Raw genomic sequence first — 16329 nt, 5'->3', positions numbered from 1 at the left:
AACAAGGATGCGCCGTTACCAATCCCGCGTTCGGTAATCACTTCCGAAATCCACATCACAAACATTGAACCCGCCGTGATTGCCAGCACAGTTTCCACAAAGAACAGAGTTCCCGGATTTGTGGCAAATTGGCTGGCAAAGATTGCCAGACCTACACTTTGCAATATTGCCCAACCCAGGGCAACATACCGGGTAATCTGAGAAATTTTCCGACGTCCGGCTTCCCCTTCATTCTTCTGCAAATTTTCCAGAGTGGGAATAGCTGCCGTCAGCAACTGTAAGATAATCGACGCATTAATATAGGGCAAAATTCCCAGGGCAAAAATTCCCAAAGCCGAGAATCCTCCCCCAGAGAAAAAATCTAAAATGCCAGCGATGGGAACGTTTCCACTTTGGATAGCTGTGGAAAGTTGTTCCCGATCAATTCCCGGTACGGGTAAAAAGACACCAAATCGGGCTAGAATCAACAAACCGATGGTCAAAAGCAACCGACCTCTAAGACCGGCAGCTTGTGCCATCTGCATAAATGTTTCTTGAGCCGTTGGAGCTTTATCTCGACTAACGACCATAACAAAAGGCTACCTCTAGAGGACACAGTGGTAAGGGGACTACGCCGCCACAGACGCCAACCCTAAAAAAAGTTACGCCTCAATCACTTCACAACTTCCGCCAGCCGCCTCAATTTTTTGGCGAGCACCCGTCGTGAAAGCAACAGCTTTAACATTTAGCGATACATTCAACTCCCCGTCGCCCAGAATTTTCAGCGGTCCGTCGTTAGTGGTGACGATACCCGTTTCCATCAGTGACGGTAAAGTCACCTCTGTATTGGCAGGGAGCGATGCCAACTTACCTACATTTATCGTAGTGTAATGTTTGGGATTAATCACCGTAAAGTGTTTTAGCTTAGGTAAGCGGCGGTACAAAGGCATCTGACCCCCTTCAAACCCCGGTCTTGTACCCCGACCCGATCGCGATTTTTGCCCGCGCATGCCAAAGCCACAGCTAGCACCTTGACCCGCGCTAATCCCGCGACCAACACGACGACGACGTTTCTTTGCACCGTCTTGGGGTGCTACAGTATGGATTCTCATAATTTAGATCGTTGTTAAACTGAAAACTCTCTCATTTAGGGCAGGTTTTGGACAAAGGTTACTATTCATGGCGAAAAGCGAGTTCCTAAACCCGCTCCTACACAATCAGACATAGAGCTTCTCAATTTCAACCCCGCGTTCTTGCGCTACTTCCTTGAATGTCCGGAGCGCATCTAGGGCATTGATAGCAGCTCTGGCATTATTCAAGGGATTATTAGACCCCAATTGCTTGGCTAAGATATTACGAACTCCTGCCAATTCCAACACCGTCCGCACCGCGCCGCCAGCAATTACCCCTGTACCGGGTGCAGCAGGTCTTACCATAACCTTGGCTCCAACAGCCGCTCCATTAGAGGGGTGAGGAATGGAATTCGACTTGGTTAACGGAACGTCGATGACTTGCTTTTTGGCATCGACAACCCCTTTACGAACAGCGCCAATCACATCACTGGCTTTGCCCACACCCACACCAACTTGACCACGCTCATTGCCAACGACAACGATTGCCCGGAAACTTAATTTTTTACCGCCTTTGACCACCTTGCTAACCCGACGGATTTGAATAACCCGCTCTTGCCATGTGCTGTCTTTTTCTTTGGCGCGGTTACCTTTGCGACGATTTGCCATAATTTAAATGTTGCGTTACTTACTTCTAGAAGTCTAACCCAGCTTCACGCGCCGCTTCTGCCAAAGCTTTCACGCGACCATGGTAAAGGTTTCCTCCTCGGTCAAAAACAACCTGAGATATGCCTTTTTCCAACGCTCGCTGGGCAATTAGCTGACCCACTTTAACCGAGGCGTCACAAGTGGCACCTGATTTTACCTCTGACTTCAGTCCAGGTTCTAACGTCGAAGCTGCCACTAGGGTATGTTGTTGATGATCATCAATAACCTGCACATAAATGTGCTGATTTGAGCGAAAGACCGCTAATCTTGGACGTTCAGCACTACCTTGGACTGTCCGGCGCACGCGCCGATGTCTACGGCGGACTGATTCTTTACGAGTAAGTTTCATTGTTACTTCTTACCTGCTTTACCAGCTTTACGTCTAATCATTTCACCGACATAGCGAATGCCTTTCCCTTTATAAACTTCAGGGGGACGCACCGCGCGAATTTTAGCCGCTGTGTTGCCGACGATTTCTTTATTGATCCCGCTAACAATCACGTTAGTATTCCCTTCAACCGCAAGCTGCACGTCTTCAGGAGGGACAATTTCCACAGGTTGACTGTATCCGACATTCAGAATTAAGTTACGTCCTTGCACCTGGGCGCGATAACCGACCCCTTGGATGGCTAGACGCCTCTCAAAGCCTTTGGATACCCCTTCAACCATGTTGGCAACCAAGGTACGAGACAATCCGTGACGCTGACGGGCAAGTCTGGATTCATCCCGTCGCCGCACGTGAATGGTTTCTCCTTCTTGTTCAATGGTGACTTGTTTGGGTAGAACTCGTTGGAGTTCTCCTTTTGGTCCTTTGACGGTAACCTGTTGACCTTCAATGGTCACGGTCACTTTATTGGGAATTGTTATTGGGCGTTTGCCAATACGCGACATGATTTTATACTCCTTATCCGGGCAAAAGAATTCAAAAGAGCTCAAGTGCTGATTTGAGCCGTGCTACCAGATGTAACACAGCACTTCACCACCGATTCCTTGTCGTCGGGCTTCCCGGTCAGTCATGATGCCACTGGACGTGGAAATAATCGCAATACCAATACCACCCAAAACTCGCGGTAATTCCTTGCGATTTTTGTAAACTCTGAGACCGGGTTTACTCACCCGTTTCAGCGCTCGGATAATGGGTTGACGAGTTTTTCCTTTGTATTTCAAAGAAATAACTAAGTATTTTTTGATGCCTTCCCCAGCTTCTTCAAACTCGGCAATAAAACCTTCCTCTCTCAAGACCTGGGCAATTGCACGGGTCATTTTTGTTGCTGGGACATTTGTTGTTTGATGCCGCACCAAGCACGCATTCCGAATGCGGGTCAGCATATCTGCAATTGTATCGTTTGCCGCCATTAGTTCCTTCCTATTCTTACAGGCTTATTTCTCCCGGAAAGGCATTCCCATCTCTTTGAGTAAAGCGCGACCCTCTTCATCGGTGTTTGCGGTGGTGATAATTGAGATATCCATGCCACGAATTTGATCGATACTGTCGTAGTCTATTTCCGGGAAAATCAGTTGTTCTCGGATGCCTAAGGTGTAGTTACCGCGACCGTCGAAACTGCGAGGGCTGATCCCGCGAAAGTCACGAATTCGCGGCAGGGCTAAGCTAATTAGGCGATCCAAGAACGAGTACATCCGTTTCGATCGCAGGGTCACCATGACCCCCACGGGCATTCCTTCACGGATTTTAAATCCCGCGATCGCTTTTTTGGCACGGGTGACCACAGGTTTTTGACCGGTAATGATCGCCAGTTCACTCAATGAGGATTCCAGGGCTTTAGCATTTTGAGATGCTTCTCCTAATCCCCGGTTGACGGTGATTTTGGTCACACGCGGGACTTGATGGATGTTTGTATACCCAAACTGTTCTTTAAGTTTGGGAACAATTGTGTCTTGATAGAGTGTTTTCAATCGGTCAGACATGATGGTTATCCTTTTTCCCTGGGCTTTGTCAGGGGGTGTCTTATGTCCTTTGTCTTATGTCCGTTGTCATTCGTCCTTTGGGATGAATCAAAGGACTTGGCGAAGATATTTAGTCGATGATTTCACCCGTTTTCTTCAGCATTCGTACCTTGCGTCCCTCTTCAGTCAAGGTGTAACAGATACGACTTGCCACTTTTTGCTTTTCCGAATACAGCATGACATTGGAACTATGAATCGGGGATTCAATGGTAGCAATTTGACCGGTTTCCCCTTCTTGCTGAGGCTTAACGTGTTTGGTTTTAATGTTCACACCTTTGACGACAACCTTACTGTCTTTCGGTAAGGTTTGCAGAATTTCTCCAACCTTACCTTTATCGTGACCACTAATCACTTGCACCGTGTCGCCTTTTTTAACGTGCATTTTGTAACGCGGTGGCGCATTTTCTGTCTTTTTAGCCATCAGAGTACCTCCGGCGCTAAGGACACAATTTTCGTGTAATTTCTTTCCCGTAGTTCTCGCGCTACTGGACCAAATACACGAGTTCCTCTGGGATTACCTTCCGGGTTAATAATCACAGCCGCATTATCGTCAAAACGAATACTCATGCCGCTTTCCCGGCGCAATCCTTTACGAGTGCGGACAATAACAGCCCGAACCACATCGGACTTTTTAATTGCCATGTTAGGAATCGCATCCTTAACCACAGCAATAATCACGTCACCCACACTACCGTAACGTCGATTTCCGGAACCGACGACGCGAATGCACATTACTTTACGCGCACCGCTATTGTCAGCCACATTTAAATAGGTTTGTTGTTGAATCATCTGATTTGTACTCTTGATTCAGAGTTATGAGTTGTGAGGCAAGTCTGAGTGGATTTCACGATCGTTTCTCACCGATTCGTGACCATTTAAAACCCAAAACCAAGTTCCTTCGAGGGTGGCGAAGGGTCAATACGCCTTAATTAAATTGAGGCACTATTGAGAATATCCGTAACCTGCCAGCGTTTCGTGCGACTGAGAGGTCGGGTTTCTTGAATGCGGACGCGATCGCCTTCTTGGCAGCGATTTTCTTCATCGTGTGCCTTGTATCGCTTGGTATTGACAACAATTTTGCCGTACTTCGGGTGGGGCGATCGGTTTTCGACAGCAACAACTACAGTTTTATCCATTTTGTTGCTCACAACCAAACCAACTCGTTCTTTTACTGCCATCGTGATTTACTCCTCTTCTTTTGCCTCAGATGGTGAGGATTCAGGGGTGACTTCAGTCGCATCGGGTTCACTCACTGACTCTTGCTCATCGGCTTGAACCGACTCTTCTACCTCGGCTGGAGGGGGTTGAGTCGTGGCTGTAGCCGTTGTCGCGGCATCGGCTGAATCACTCACCGTTTGTGGGGTTGTCTCTTCAGACACTGCTGCCAATTGCCGCTCTCGCGCGACAGTCATCATCTGAGAAATGCGATGTTTGAGATGCTTAAACTGATGGGGTTTTTCCAAACGGCGGGTGGCTTGTTGCAACCGCAGTTCAAATAACTCACGCTTGGCAGCTAAAATTTCATCCGCTAACTCTTGATCGCTTAAGGTTCTGGCGTCGTCTATTTTGGGCAAAGGCATAAATACTTATTCCCCTTCACGAGTAACGAACTTTGTTTTAATGGGAAATTTGTTAGCCGCTAGACGCATGGCTTCGCGGGCAAGGGGTTCGGGAACACCAGCGATTTCATAGAGAATTCGACCGGGTTTAACCACAGCTACCCAATATTCAGGTGACCCTTTCCCGGAACCCATACGAGTTTCCGCCGGACGCATGGTCACAGGTTTATCTGGAAACACGCGAATCCAGATTTTTCCGCCCCGGCGAATATAGCGAGTCATGGCTCGACGACCCGCTTCAATTTGACGCGCCGTAATCCAAGACGGTTCAATCGCTTGCAAGCCAAAGTCCCCAAAATTGAGGGAGTTGCCGCGCGTCGCTTGACCTCTCATCCGCCCGCGATGCTGTTTACGGAATTTTGTACGTTTAGGACTTAACATAGTGATTTTTGTCCGTTATCAGTTAGTCGTGATTGTTTCTCCTTTGTCTGTTGTCACCTGCTTCAGGACAAAAGACAAAAGACTATTCATTGGAACGATCTTCAAATTGCTGGCGACGCCGTTGTTGACGACGACGGGGTTGAGCGGTGGGTGGCGGGGCGACATCTTCGGTAGACGGAATAATTTCGCCTTTGAAGATCCAAACTTTCACGCCGAGAATCCCATAGGTAGTGCTAGCGGTACGGTAGGAATAATCAATATCCGCCCGCAGGGTATGCAGGGGAACTCGACCTTCACGAGTCCACTCCGTTCGCGCAATTTCCGCCCCATTCAGGCGACCACTCACTTGCACTTTGATGCCTTGGACATCTGCCCGCTGCGCCCGTTGAATCGCTTGACGAACAACTCGACGGAAGGACACCCGGCGTTCGAGCTGTTGGGCAATATACTCCGCAATTAGCTCCGCATCGGCATCCACCCGAGCGACTTCAATGACATTGATGCGAATTTGACGATTGCTCCCCAAAAGGTCTTGTAGACCTGTACGCAAGGATTCAATGCCACTACCGCCCCGACCAACCACGACACCGGGTCGGGCTGTATGAACTTCTAAATCAATTTGATCGGCTTTGCGTTCGATCCGGATCATCGAAATTCCGGCGTTACTCAGGTTTTTTTCGACATATTGTCGGATGATGTAGTCCTCTTGCAGGACTTCTGGGTAACGCTTGGTATCAGCAAACCAACAGGAGCGATGCTCTTGAGTGATACCTAAGCGAAAACCAATTGGATGAATTTTTTGTCCCACGAAACCTTCCTTTACTTTGTGTTTGTCCGTTGTCAATCGTGATCATTGATAACGATTAACTAGTCCTCAACTTGGGGTGAAACCGCCACCGTTATATGACAAGTTGGCTTGCGAATCTGATAAGCTCGACCTTGGGCTCTGGGGCGATAGCGCCTAAAGCTGGGTCCCATATCAGCAGAAGCATGGCTAATCACCAAGTTTGTTGGATCTAAACCCGCATTATGTTCGGCATTCGCCACGGCGGATCGTAGGACTTTCAGCACGGGTTCGCACGCCCGGTACGGCATAAATTCCAGAATAATCAGGGCTTCGCGGTAGGAACGTCCGCGAATCTGATCAAGAACCCGCCTGACTTTAAAGGGGGACATGCGAATGTAACGTGCGATCGCTTTGGTTTCTACTGTCGTATCTATCGTCGCCATAGTTTTTGTGATCTCTAATGGGGAAGAGCGAGATAAAAGCTGCCAACTCCGCGAACAGCATCGTGCCGATTAACGCGCCCGGCGATCGCTTTTAGAATGACCGCGAAAGGTACGAGTTGGGGCAAATTCGCCCAGTTTATGCCCCACCATCTGCTCATTGATAAAAATCGGCACATGGGTTCTGCCATTATGAACGGCGATGGTATGACCCACCATTTGCGGCAGAATGGTTGAGGCGCGTGACCAGGTTTTAATCACCTGCTTTTCGCCTTTAGTATTTAAGGCTTCAATCTTACTCAGAAGACTGTCGGCAATAAATGGACCTTTTTTTAACGAACGACCCATAATCTCAACATTGTAAATGGTCAGTGATTGGATACAAGCGTTAAGCTTGACGCCCACCCCGTCCTCGCTTCGAGGATTTGCGCCGACGGCGGACAACTAAAGCCGTGCTTTGTTTTTTCGGCTTCCGAGTTTTAGCACCCAAAGTAGGTTTACCCCATGGTGTGACTGGACCTGAGCGACCAATAGGCGCTCTGCCTTCACCACCACCATGCGGGTGATCAACCGGGTTCATGACGCTTCCTCTGACTTTAGGACGGCGTCCTAAGCGACGGCTACGACCGGCTTTCCCTAAACTGAGGTTACGAGCATCACTATTCCCCACCTGTCCAATCGTGGCATAGCAATTTCGCTGCACCATGCGAACTTCCGTCGAGGGTAGCTTCAGCGTGACATACTTTCCTTCTTTGGCAACGACTTGGGCACTTACTCCAGCCGCACGGACGATTTGACCGCCTTTTCCGGGTATCAGTTCTACGTTATGCACACTGGTTCCTAGAGGGATATTGCTCAGAGGTAAAGCATTACCCACCTCAATCGGAGCATCGGGTCCAGAAATCACAGATGCGCCTACTTCTAAACCAGCCGGATGTAAGATATAGCGTTTTTCGCCATCCTGATAGTAAAGCAGGGCAATCCGGGCGTTCCGGTTAGGGTCATATTCAATGGATGCTACTTTAGCCGGAATATTGTGCTTGTTCCGGTGAAAGTCGATGATCCGGTAGAGGCGCTTGTGTCCACCTCCTCGACGCCGACTGGTAATCACCCCCCGATTATTGCGACCCTTGGGACGGTGATTAGATTTCGTTAGCGATTTTTCTGGTTCATCGCGGGTAATCTCCGCAAAGTCTGAGAGCGTAACCTGACGGGTACTAGGGGTATAGGGTCTATAACTACGAGTTCCCATAAAACTATCCTTTATTTGTCATTTGTCATTTGTCCCTGAAAACTCGGTCGGGGCGGGTTTAGTTGCCCCCGACACATTCAACACTCACCATTGTTTTATACGTCTGGGAACAGCGTAATTGAGTCTTCAGGCGCTAAGGTGACAATTGCCCGTTTATACTGGGGCTTGTACCCGATAAATCTGCCGACGCGACGCTTTCTGCGAGGTGGCATTAAGGTATTTACACCCGTAACTTTGACATCAAAAAGGCTTTCTATTGCCGCTTTGATTTCAGGTTTAGTGGCTTTGGGAACCACATCAAAGACATATTTATTATCTTCTAAAAGCAACGTGGCTTTTTCAGTCACAATTGGGCGCAGCACCATATCTGCCAGGTCGCGGGGGTTAGTTGATTTAGTCACTGTAAACCTCCTGAATTTTGGCAAGGGCTGTATTGGTGGTGACAATTTTGTCAGCGTTCAATACATCGTAGACATTTAAGCTATCCGCATAGATTAGCTTGATGCTTGGCACATTACGCGCTGACAAATAAACCTGCTGTGCGGGTTGCGGTAAAATCAACAGGACTTTTTGCTTGGGATCAATTCCCCAACGCGCGATCGCGTCCATCAAGTCTTTGGTTTTAGGACGGGGCAGTTGATCGGCAAACTCTTCGACGACAATCATATCCTCAGCTCGACCCTGCAATGCTGTTCGCAATGCCAAGCGCCGCTCTTTGCGGTTCATCTTCAGGTTATAGTCTCTGGGCTTGGGACCAAAGATAATGCCCCCACCTCGCCACAAGGGTGAGCGGTTTGAGCCAGCCCGAGCGCGACCCGTTCCTTTTTGCCGCCACGGTTTCCGTCCGCCGCCTCTAACTTCGGCGCGGGTTTTTGTGGATGCGGTTCCTTGACGAGCATTGGTCATTTGTCTAACTAATGCTCGATGAACAATGTGAGACGCACTATCTTCTTTGGCGACTTTCAGCTCTAGGGTTGCCTGTCCCACTTCTTCCCCTTGCCAGTTTCGCACTATACAATCGACCATAGTTTTTAGTCCTTAGTCTTTATTCTGGTTGTTCATGATTCATCGGTGGGCATAAACAATGAATAATGAACAATCAACAATCAACAATCCATGACTATCGCCCGACTTTATTCGTGGGTGCAATATTTAAAAGCGCTCCTGGCTTACCGGGAACTGCCCCTTTAATAATCAGTAGGTTTCGCTCTGTGTCTACGCGCACCACCTGTAGTTTGCGAATGGTCTGACGTTTACCACCATAACGACCCGCCATTTTCTTCCCTGGGAAGGTACGACCGGGCGTTGTTCCAGCACCAGTGGAACCGGGTAAGCGGTGGTTTTTTGAACCATGCGCCATAGGTCCGCGCTTAAAGTTATGGCGTTTTTGATAGCCAGCAAAGCCGCGACCGATGGTATTTCCAGAGACATCAACCAGTTGACCCGCACTAAATATCTCCGCATTAATAACTTGACCGAGTTGGAATTCGTCAGTGTTATCTAGGCGATATTCGCGCAGGTGACGTAAAGGGGGAGCCTCAGATTTGGCTAAATGCCCCTTTTCTGGCTTATTGACTGCCTTTTCCTTAACTTCGTGATAGCCCAGTTGCACAGCACTGTAGCCATCCGTTTGCTTGGTTTTGATTTGAGTCACCCGACAAGGACCCGCTTGAACGACTGTGACAGGAAGGGCGCGTCCTTCCTCGTCAAAGACTTGGGTCATGCCGAGTTTCGTGCCGAGGATACCGACAGACACTGGCTTCTCCTTTCTAGACGGTACAGCGAGGCAAATTTGGCGTTGATTCACAAGTGAATCCGCTCTACCTCAGCAGGTTATCTTCCTGACTAATCGACAGGGATTTCCTCGATTGAGGGTAATTCTTGCCTGGTTAGTTGTGGAAATTTGGGTTAGTTACTGACTAACCGCGTCGCCTTGGAACGCTGGGACTTAAAGAGTTATCTCCTCAGTATCCCCACGAGGCGCAGTGCAAGTGCCAAAGGTCAAAAGCTGCTACTACAAGAGCTATCTGGCTTTTTGATCTGAGTTCACTCTAGTTCCACTGTAGAACTAGCATACCTCAACTTGGTAGTTTGACTGGATAAATCCAATATCACAGCTTCTGTTGACCTAAGTTGCGATCGAGTAAGTCGCGATCGCGCAACCTAGCAATTTGGTCACAATTGCTCAGTATAGAATAATTCCCTAACTTTGTCTAGGAAATTGGCGACAATTTTATGCATCCGAGTCAGCTCGCCTGGAAAGCCGCACGCTCATTCACAATCCGGGGAACCCGCCAACCCGCCATGCACCTGGTCTAAGCCTCCACCTTAAATGGTACGCTCAAAAGCTGGACAATTAATTTGTGGAACAGGTGTAAGGGAGTGATTCCAGACTTCGACGAAAACGGCAATCTACCACCAGGAGTGCATTTTTGCGAATGGGAGGAATTTGTAGAACGATTTGGAACCAATGCGCTTAGGTTGCGTTTAATACGGGGACTGCAAATGGCAATGGATCAGCTAAAAGCAGCAGGTTGCCGGACAATATATATCAATGGCAGCTTTGTTACCATCAAAGCAGACCCAAGGGATTTCGATGCCTGTTGGGATAGAGAAGAGGTAGATATAGACTATCTCAGAATTCATGCTCCTCGATTACTGAATCATTATGACCGTGCTGGACAGAAAGCTAAATATGGAGGTGAAATCTTTCCATCCGACCAACCCATCGGCAATTACGGAATGGATTCTTTTGAATTATTTCAGCAAGATAGAAAGTACAATAAAAAAGGGATTATTGCCATAGATTTAGTGAGGTGGAAATTATGATTAAAGATGAAAAAGAGTATACAGTTACTCAGGGGCTTATCGGAGAATTTGAAAAATCTATAGCCGCAACAGAGAGGGATGAAGCCAGGAAAACAAATGATCCTGACGGCTGGGAGCTGATGAGAAGTTCATTACAATCTCATCTCGATAAATTAAAAGCAGAAATCGCTGAATATGAAAGGCTTACATCCCACGATCGCCACAGCCCTATCGTACTGAAGCTCGACGATCTTGACTATTTCCCGCAAGTTTTAATTAAAGCGCGTATGGCGGCTAAACTCAGCCATCAAGAACTAGCGAACTTAGCTGGACTTACGGAAGAGCAAATCAAACGCTATGAAGGTAATGATTACGAAGATGCCAGTTTCCTGGATGTCAGATTTGTGATTGATGCCCTAGATATTAAAATTCAAAACGGGGAGTTTTTAATTCCTTTAGATACGCTGAGAAGAACTCCGATTACTAAAGAAGAATTGCTAAAGTCTCAGGCAACAAATCGGGAGCAAAGCAGTACGAATTGAGATTATTAGATTGTGCGATCGCTACTTATGCAAATATAATTTTTATTTTGCGGATAATTGTAATGTAAAAGTTACTATTTTAATTAAAATTTAGATATAATTTATAATCGAGATATAGCTACTTCTAATATTTACTGAAGTATCTATATTTAATTTCTGGATGCTTTGCTAAAAAGTGTTCTATTTCTAGCCGAGACCACTCATCTATTTCAATACTTGTCTGGTCAGCAATTGCTTCTAACTTGTCATATAGTGCAGAGTCGATAATACCGCTGGTCATTCGAATAATCGTGATCGCATAATTTCATTTATCCTAGCAAGCTGAGTCGTCCCTACCCAAACCAATTCCGACTTATCACCAGGAATTGCCAAGAGCGATCGCAGTAAGATAGATCTAAAACGAGGTGAATCATTGCCCATTCTTTAGATGGTTATTCTGGATATGAATCGGATGTAATTGTTTTGGATGAACTTGAACTGATTGATGAACCAGATTGGGAAAGTTGCTCTATCATCACTCTGGGCAAATCGCTCAAGATCATTATAGAGGCTTTGTCTAAGTCCTAGGGATGTTACGTCAGATGTAGGGGCGCAAGGCTTGCGCCCTTGGTGATGTACAATCATATAAGCTCTAATTAATAGAAGAAATTGCAGCAGTATAGCATGGCGGTCAATGGAAATGGCAGAGGTATGGGTACAATAGGAGAAAGATCATGAGGTTTATTGATTCGGTATATTTAATCGATGGCATACAGTAGTTTCACCTTAGCTAAAGCTAAAAAAGAGTTTAACTTAACGACTGTTGAAGGAGGACGGTTTCTACCACCCATTGATCCTATAGCTCCTAGTGCTAGGCTACAAGAAGCGTTGACCGATTTGCCGTGGGCTATTGCGGTTGGCTCAGAAAAGGCTAAGTCAGAGGGGATTATTTATCCCATTTTGCAAGAGGTGAGACGAATTTTTAGAAATCAGATCAGCCTTTTTTCGGGTCGGGATTTTACGGTGGATATGAGTAAAGGATTGAATGGCTATGTTGATTACTTGATTAGTAGTTCTCAAGAACAATTGGAGATTGAAGCACCAGTGGTTGTGGTGGGGGAAGCCAAACGAGATAATCTGAATGAAGGCTTGGGACAGTGCATCGCAGAAATGGTTGCTGCTCAAATGTTTAATCAAGCTAATCAGGTGAGTATCTCGACAATTTACGGGTCAGTTAGTAACGGGACTCAATGGCGTTTTTTGAAATTAGAAGGGTCAACAGTAACTATAGATTTGATGGATTATGCTCTACCTCCAGTAGACCAAATTTTAGGTTGTTTGATTTGGATGGTTGGAGTATCTACAAATTCGTCTCCCCAGGCTCACCTCGACTAAAAGGAATGATGCTTACGAAAAAATGATACTGAAAATTTGCTTATTTATATAGAAAACATTTATGGGCGCACGGACGTGCGCCCCTACCCATCCTGTTGATAATACTCACTATTTTTTCCCCAGATCAGGGATAACCAACATAAAAAGAATACCGAAAACAATAATCGCCAGAGCTTGTTCTGTGGTCAGTAGATTCGGTCTGACTAGATACAAGACAGCAAAGCCAAGTAACGCAATTGTCAGATTCCGAGACAGCAGCCCCGGCATTACCAGAGTCGCAATGATGCAAAATGCGATTATTGCAATGGCTACTTCCATGGTTTGTGTTTCCTTGTTTCGGGTAATTACAGGGCGTTTAGCAAGGCGGAAAGCCTAACCGATCGCCTACTATCAATCAGCCGTTACCTTTAACCCGATTCCTCGTGGACAAGATTTGTCGGTTTCTGTCGGGTTGGCTTGTGTACGGGTTCCCCCTATACGTTATACGGCACTCGGCAACGTAACTCTAAACTATCTCAAAACCGCTCATAAGTCAGTAGTGAGCAACTGCTCATTTGGACTCTACGCGATCGCAACCCCTAGAAAACACGCCTATCCCTTATCCCAATAAGGCTTTCCCTAACTCCGAGTCCGGGTAAAGTTGTGTTAAAATCTTAAAAGAAAGTAGCACATTTTAGCAACTATTTGGGTTAAACATGGCGGTTTAGCTCACTTTTTGCGCTTTTTTTGCCTAAATCCTGAATTTTTATGGAGTTTTTCGTTCTATGAGTACCTCCCAAGAGCGGATTGTCCCGACAAATCTTCGCAGCGAAATGTCTAGGTCATACCTAGAATATGCCATGAGCGTCATCGTGGGTCGGGCGCTACCCGATGCGAGGGATGGACTCAAGCCTGTACATCGGCGGATTCTCTATGCGATGCATGAACTGGGACTCACGCCCGATCGCCCGTTCCGTAAATGCGCCCGTGTTGTGGGTGAAGTCTTGGGTAAATATCATCCCCACGGCGATACAGCGGTGTACGATGCCTTAGTTCGCATGGCACAAGATTTCTCCATGCGATCGCCCCTAATTAACGGACATGGTAACTTTGGGTCGGTGGATAATGACCCACCTGCGGCAATGCGTTACACAGAATGCCGCTTGCAATCCTTAGCCACAGACTCCCTACTCCGGGACATTGAGTCAGAAACGGTCGATTTCCTGGATAACTTCGATGGATCACAACAAGAACCCATCGTTCTCCCCGCCCGGGTTCCCCAGATACTCCTGAATGGATCATCGGGTATTGCCGTTGGTATGGCAACCAATATCCCGCCCCATAATTTGGGGGAATTGGTAGATGGCTTAGTCGCCCTAATCCATAACCCAGAAATCACCGAAAAAGAATTGATGCAGTATATTCCCGCCCCTGACTTTCCCACTGGCGGTCAAATCCTGGGCAGATCCGGCATCAAAGACGCCTACACTACCGGACGCGGTTCCATCACCATGCGGGGTGTAGCGCAAGTTGAAACCATTGAACACCGGGGACGCCCCGATAAAGAAGCGATTATTGTCACCGAATTGCCCTACCAAACCAATAAGGCGGCACTGATTGAAAAAATTGCCGAAATGGTGAATGATAAGCGCATTGAAGGCATTTCCGATATTCGCGACGAAAGCGATCGCCGGGGAATGCGGGTGGTGATTGAACTGAAGCGGGATGCCTATCCCCGTGTAGTTCTCAATAATCTTTATAAGCAAACCCCCCTGCAAAGCAATTTTGGTGCCAATATGTTGGCATTAGTCGGGAATGAACCGCAACTGTTGACAATCAAGCAGTTCCTCGAAGTCTTCCTGGAGTTCCGCATTGAAACAATTACCCGGCGCACCCAATACGAACTCCGCAAAGCGGAGGAACGGGATCATCTATTGCAAGGGTTACTCATTGCCCTGGATAACCTAGATGCGGTAATTGCCGTCATTCGCGCTGCTAATGATACCGCCACCGCCAAGAGTCAATTAATCGAGCAATTCGGACTGTCTGAACCCCAAGCTGATGCCATTTTGCAAATGCAACTGCGACGCTTAACGGCATTAGAAGCCCAGAAAATTCAAGCGGAACACGAAGAGTTACAAGTTCGCATTGCCGATCTGCAAGACATTCTGGCAAATCGATCGCGGATTCTGGAAATTATCGAAACCGAAGCGCTGCAGATTAAAACCACCCACGATACACCCCGTCGCACTGCAATTCAAGAGGTGGAAGGGGAACTGGATGATATTGACTTAATCGCCAATGAAAAAGCGGTGATTTTAGTCACTGAACAAGGGTATATCAAACGGATGCCGATTCACTCCTTTGCTGCCCAAGCCCGGGCAACACGGGGCAAAGCCGCCGCCCGGATGAAGGAAGATGACGGGGTTGAGCATTTCCTCACCTGCTGTGATCATGACAGCCTCCTATTTTTTAGCGATCGCGGTGTGGTTTATTCCCTACGCGCCTACCAAATCCCCGCCGCATCTCGCACCGCCAGAGGGGTTCCCATCGTGCAGATGCTTCCGATTCCCCACGATGAAAAAATTACCTCGGTTGTACCTGTTTCTGAGTTCACCGATGATGTTTATTTGGTGATGTTAACTCGTAAAGGGTATATCAAAAAAACGGCGTTGGATGCCTTTAGTAATATCCGGGCAAATGGTTTAATTGCCATTTCTTTGGGTGAAGGCGATCAACTGCGCTGGGTGCGTCTATGCCGAGCCGAAGATAGTATTATCATTGGTTCGAGTCAGGGCATGGCAATTCATTTTAAAGCCGATCACGATCAACTGCGTCCCCTAGGTCGGGCGACACGAGGGGTGAAGGCGATGAAACTGCGCTCTAAGGATGAGTTGATCAGTATGGATATTCTCCCGGCTCAAGTTGTCGAGAGGCTGATTGCTACAGCTAACAGTGAAGAGGTGGAAACAGAAGACGATACCAGCGATGAAGTGAATGGGGAAGAAGTTCACGAAACCGCCGGTCAAGGACCTTGGGTTTTGGTGGTTACCACAGGCGGTTTAGGTAAGCGAGTACCAGTGTCTCAATTCCGGCTGCAAAATCGGGCAGGAATGGGATTAGTGACAATTAAGTTCCGCCATAAGAAAGATAAACTCGCTGCATTGCGGGTGGTGAATGAAGGGGATGAGTTGATGATGGTGACAATGCGAGGGATTATTATTCGCCAAGCCTTGGATGCCATTTCCCCCCAATCCCGAATGGCGACAGGGATACGAGTACAGCGCTTAGATGAAGAGGATGCGATCGCAGCGGTGGCGTTAGTTCCTTTATCGGGTTCTGAGGAAGAAGCTGAAGCATTGGATGAAGCGTTGTAACGTCAATTAGGGAACAGGCAACAGTTTTCATCTGACTTCAATACTAGC

The 16329-nt window shown here is 47.4% G+C and carries 25 protein-coding genes; 4 read left to right on the top strand and 21 right to left on the bottom strand.

The window, feature by feature from the left end:
• The 19 genes from MC7420_RS11390 to rplC all read right to left on the bottom strand — a co-directional run.
• On the bottom strand, positions 1-569 hold a 569-nt coding region (locus MC7420_RS11390), incomplete at its 3' end, for a preprotein translocase subunit SecY (protein WP_044206599.1).
• 72 nt (positions 570-641) lie between these two features.
• Positions 642-1091 (bottom strand): 50S ribosomal protein L15, encoded by a 450-nt coding sequence (rplO, locus tag MC7420_RS11385; RefSeq protein WP_006100666.1) that lies wholly within the window; start codon positions 1089-1091, stop codon positions 642-644.
• A gap of 105 nt (positions 1092-1196) precedes the next feature.
• Positions 1197-1718 carry a 30S ribosomal protein S5 gene (gene rpsE / locus MC7420_RS11380; RefSeq protein ID WP_006100391.1) on the bottom strand — a complete coding sequence of 174 codons (522 nt, stop codon included), beginning with the start codon at positions 1716-1718 and terminating at the stop codon, positions 1197-1199.
• A 25-nt stretch (positions 1719-1743) separates the two neighbouring features.
• Positions 1744-2106: a 50S ribosomal protein L18 gene (gene rplR, locus MC7420_RS11375; protein WP_044206597.1), complete on the bottom strand. Its 363-nt coding sequence runs from the start codon at positions 2104-2106 to the stop codon at positions 1744-1746.
• 2 nt (positions 2107-2108) lie between these two features.
• On the bottom strand, positions 2109-2648 hold the full coding sequence (gene rplF, locus MC7420_RS11370; RefSeq protein ID WP_006100646.1) for a 50S ribosomal protein L6: 540 nt from the start codon (positions 2646-2648) through the stop codon (positions 2109-2111).
• 63 nt (positions 2649-2711) lie between these two features.
• Positions 2712-3113, bottom strand: a complete 402-nt coding sequence (gene rpsH, locus MC7420_RS11365) for a 30S ribosomal protein S8 (RefSeq protein WP_006100562.1) — start codon at positions 3111-3113, stop codon at positions 2712-2714.
• 24 nt (positions 3114-3137) lie between these two features.
• On the bottom strand, positions 3138-3683 hold the full coding sequence (gene rplE / locus MC7420_RS11360; RefSeq protein ID WP_006100399.1) for a 50S ribosomal protein L5: 546 nt from the start codon (positions 3681-3683) through the stop codon (positions 3138-3140).
• Positions 3684-3792: 109 nt separating this feature from the next.
• The gene (gene rplX, locus MC7420_RS11355; protein WP_006100389.1) at positions 3793-4143 is read right to left on the bottom strand and encodes a 50S ribosomal protein L24; all 351 of its coding nucleotides are present in this window, start codon (positions 4141-4143) and stop codon (positions 3793-3795) included.
• Positions 4143-4511 (bottom strand): 50S ribosomal protein L14, encoded by a 369-nt coding sequence (gene rplN, locus MC7420_RS11350; RefSeq protein ID WP_006100476.1) that lies wholly within the window; start codon positions 4509-4511, stop codon positions 4143-4145. The genes rplX and rplN overlap by 1 nt, the downstream gene beginning before the upstream one ends.
• A 140-nt stretch (positions 4512-4651) precedes the next feature.
• A complete protein-coding gene (rpsQ, locus tag MC7420_RS11345; RefSeq protein WP_044206595.1) occupies positions 4652-4900 on the bottom strand; it encodes a 30S ribosomal protein S17 in 249 nt (82 codons plus the stop codon).
• Between the two features lie 6 nt (positions 4901-4906).
• On the bottom strand, positions 4907-5302 hold the full coding sequence (gene rpmC / locus MC7420_RS37995; RefSeq protein WP_006100623.1) for a 50S ribosomal protein L29: 396 nt from the start codon (positions 5300-5302) through the stop codon (positions 4907-4909).
• Between the two features lie 6 nt (positions 5303-5308).
• Complete coding sequence (rplP, locus tag MC7420_RS11335) at positions 5309-5722, bottom strand: 50S ribosomal protein L16 (protein WP_006100407.1); 414 nt, start codon at positions 5720-5722, stop codon at positions 5309-5311.
• An 82-nt stretch (positions 5723-5804) separates the two neighbouring features.
• Entirely contained in the window at positions 5805-6530 is a 726-nt protein-coding gene (gene rpsC, locus MC7420_RS11330) for a 30S ribosomal protein S3 (RefSeq protein WP_006100699.1), read from the bottom strand.
• A gap of 59 nt (positions 6531-6589) precedes the next feature.
• On the bottom strand, positions 6590-6952 hold the full coding sequence (rplV, locus tag MC7420_RS11325; RefSeq protein WP_006100589.1) for a 50S ribosomal protein L22: 363 nt from the start codon (positions 6950-6952) through the stop codon (positions 6590-6592).
• Between the two features lie 69 nt (positions 6953-7021).
• Positions 7022-7297 (bottom strand): 30S ribosomal protein S19, encoded by a 276-nt coding sequence (gene rpsS / locus MC7420_RS11320; protein ID WP_006100735.1) that lies wholly within the window; start codon positions 7295-7297, stop codon positions 7022-7024.
• A 40-nt stretch (positions 7298-7337) separates the two neighbouring features.
• Positions 7338-8201 (bottom strand): 50S ribosomal protein L2, encoded by an 864-nt coding sequence (gene rplB / locus MC7420_RS11315; protein ID WP_006100464.1) that lies wholly within the window; start codon positions 8199-8201, stop codon positions 7338-7340.
• A gap of 95 nt (positions 8202-8296) precedes the next feature.
• Positions 8297-8602 (bottom strand): 50S ribosomal protein L23, encoded by a 306-nt coding sequence (locus MC7420_RS11310; RefSeq protein ID WP_006100514.1) that lies wholly within the window; start codon positions 8600-8602, stop codon positions 8297-8299.
• Positions 8595-9227, bottom strand: a complete 633-nt coding sequence (gene rplD / locus MC7420_RS11305; RefSeq protein ID WP_044206591.1) for a 50S ribosomal protein L4 — start codon at positions 9225-9227, stop codon at positions 8595-8597. The genes MC7420_RS11310 and rplD overlap by 8 nt, the downstream gene beginning before the upstream one ends.
• 94 nt (positions 9228-9321) lie before the next feature.
• Positions 9322-9957 (bottom strand): 50S ribosomal protein L3, encoded by a 636-nt coding sequence (gene rplC / locus MC7420_RS11300; RefSeq protein ID WP_006100706.1) that lies wholly within the window; start codon positions 9955-9957, stop codon positions 9322-9324.
• Between the two features lie 626 nt (positions 9958-10583).
• Between rplC and MC7420_RS11295 the strand changes: the two genes are divergently transcribed.
• Entirely contained in the window at positions 10584-11030 is a 447-nt protein-coding gene (locus tag MC7420_RS11295) for a DUF6932 family protein (RefSeq protein ID WP_044206588.1), read from the top strand.
• Positions 11027-11551: a helix-turn-helix domain-containing protein gene (locus MC7420_RS11290; protein ID WP_006100479.1), complete on the top strand. Its 525-nt coding sequence runs from the start codon at positions 11027-11029 to the stop codon at positions 11549-11551. Before MC7420_RS11295 ends, MC7420_RS11290 begins: the two co-directional genes overlap by 4 nt.
• A 124-nt stretch (positions 11552-11675) precedes the next feature.
• On the opposite strand, the gene MC7420_RS39535 is transcribed toward MC7420_RS11290, so the two are convergent.
• Positions 11676-11831, bottom strand: a complete 156-nt coding sequence (locus MC7420_RS39535; RefSeq protein WP_006100437.1) for a hypothetical protein — start codon at positions 11829-11831, stop codon at positions 11676-11678.
• A gap of 464 nt (positions 11832-12295) precedes the next feature.
• Between MC7420_RS39535 and MC7420_RS11285 the strand changes: the two genes are divergently transcribed.
• A complete protein-coding gene (locus MC7420_RS11285) occupies positions 12296-12925 on the top strand; it encodes a hypothetical protein (protein ID WP_006100492.1) in 630 nt (209 codons plus the stop codon).
• A 108-nt stretch (positions 12926-13033) separates the two neighbouring features.
• Here MC7420_RS11285 and MC7420_RS11280 read toward each other — a convergent pair whose 3' ends face one another.
• A complete protein-coding gene (locus MC7420_RS11280; protein WP_044206585.1) occupies positions 13034-13243 on the bottom strand; it encodes a hypothetical protein in 210 nt (69 codons plus the stop codon).
• A gap of 446 nt (positions 13244-13689) precedes the next feature.
• Between MC7420_RS11280 and gyrA the strand changes: the two genes are divergently transcribed.
• The gene (gene gyrA, locus MC7420_RS11275) at positions 13690-16281 is read left to right on the top strand and encodes a DNA gyrase subunit A (RefSeq protein WP_044206581.1); all 2592 of its coding nucleotides are present in this window, start codon (positions 13690-13692) and stop codon (positions 16279-16281) included.
• Positions 16282-16329 lie beyond the last annotated feature (48 nt).

The sequence above is a fragment of the Coleofasciculus chthonoplastes PCC 7420 genome, from assembly GCF_000155555.1.
Classification (GTDB): Bacteria; Cyanobacteriota; Cyanobacteriia; order Cyanobacteriales; family Coleofasciculaceae; genus Coleofasciculus; species Coleofasciculus chthonoplastes_A.
Note: the sequence above shows the minus strand (reverse complement) of the source record. Positions and strands in the feature narration are given on the sequence as shown.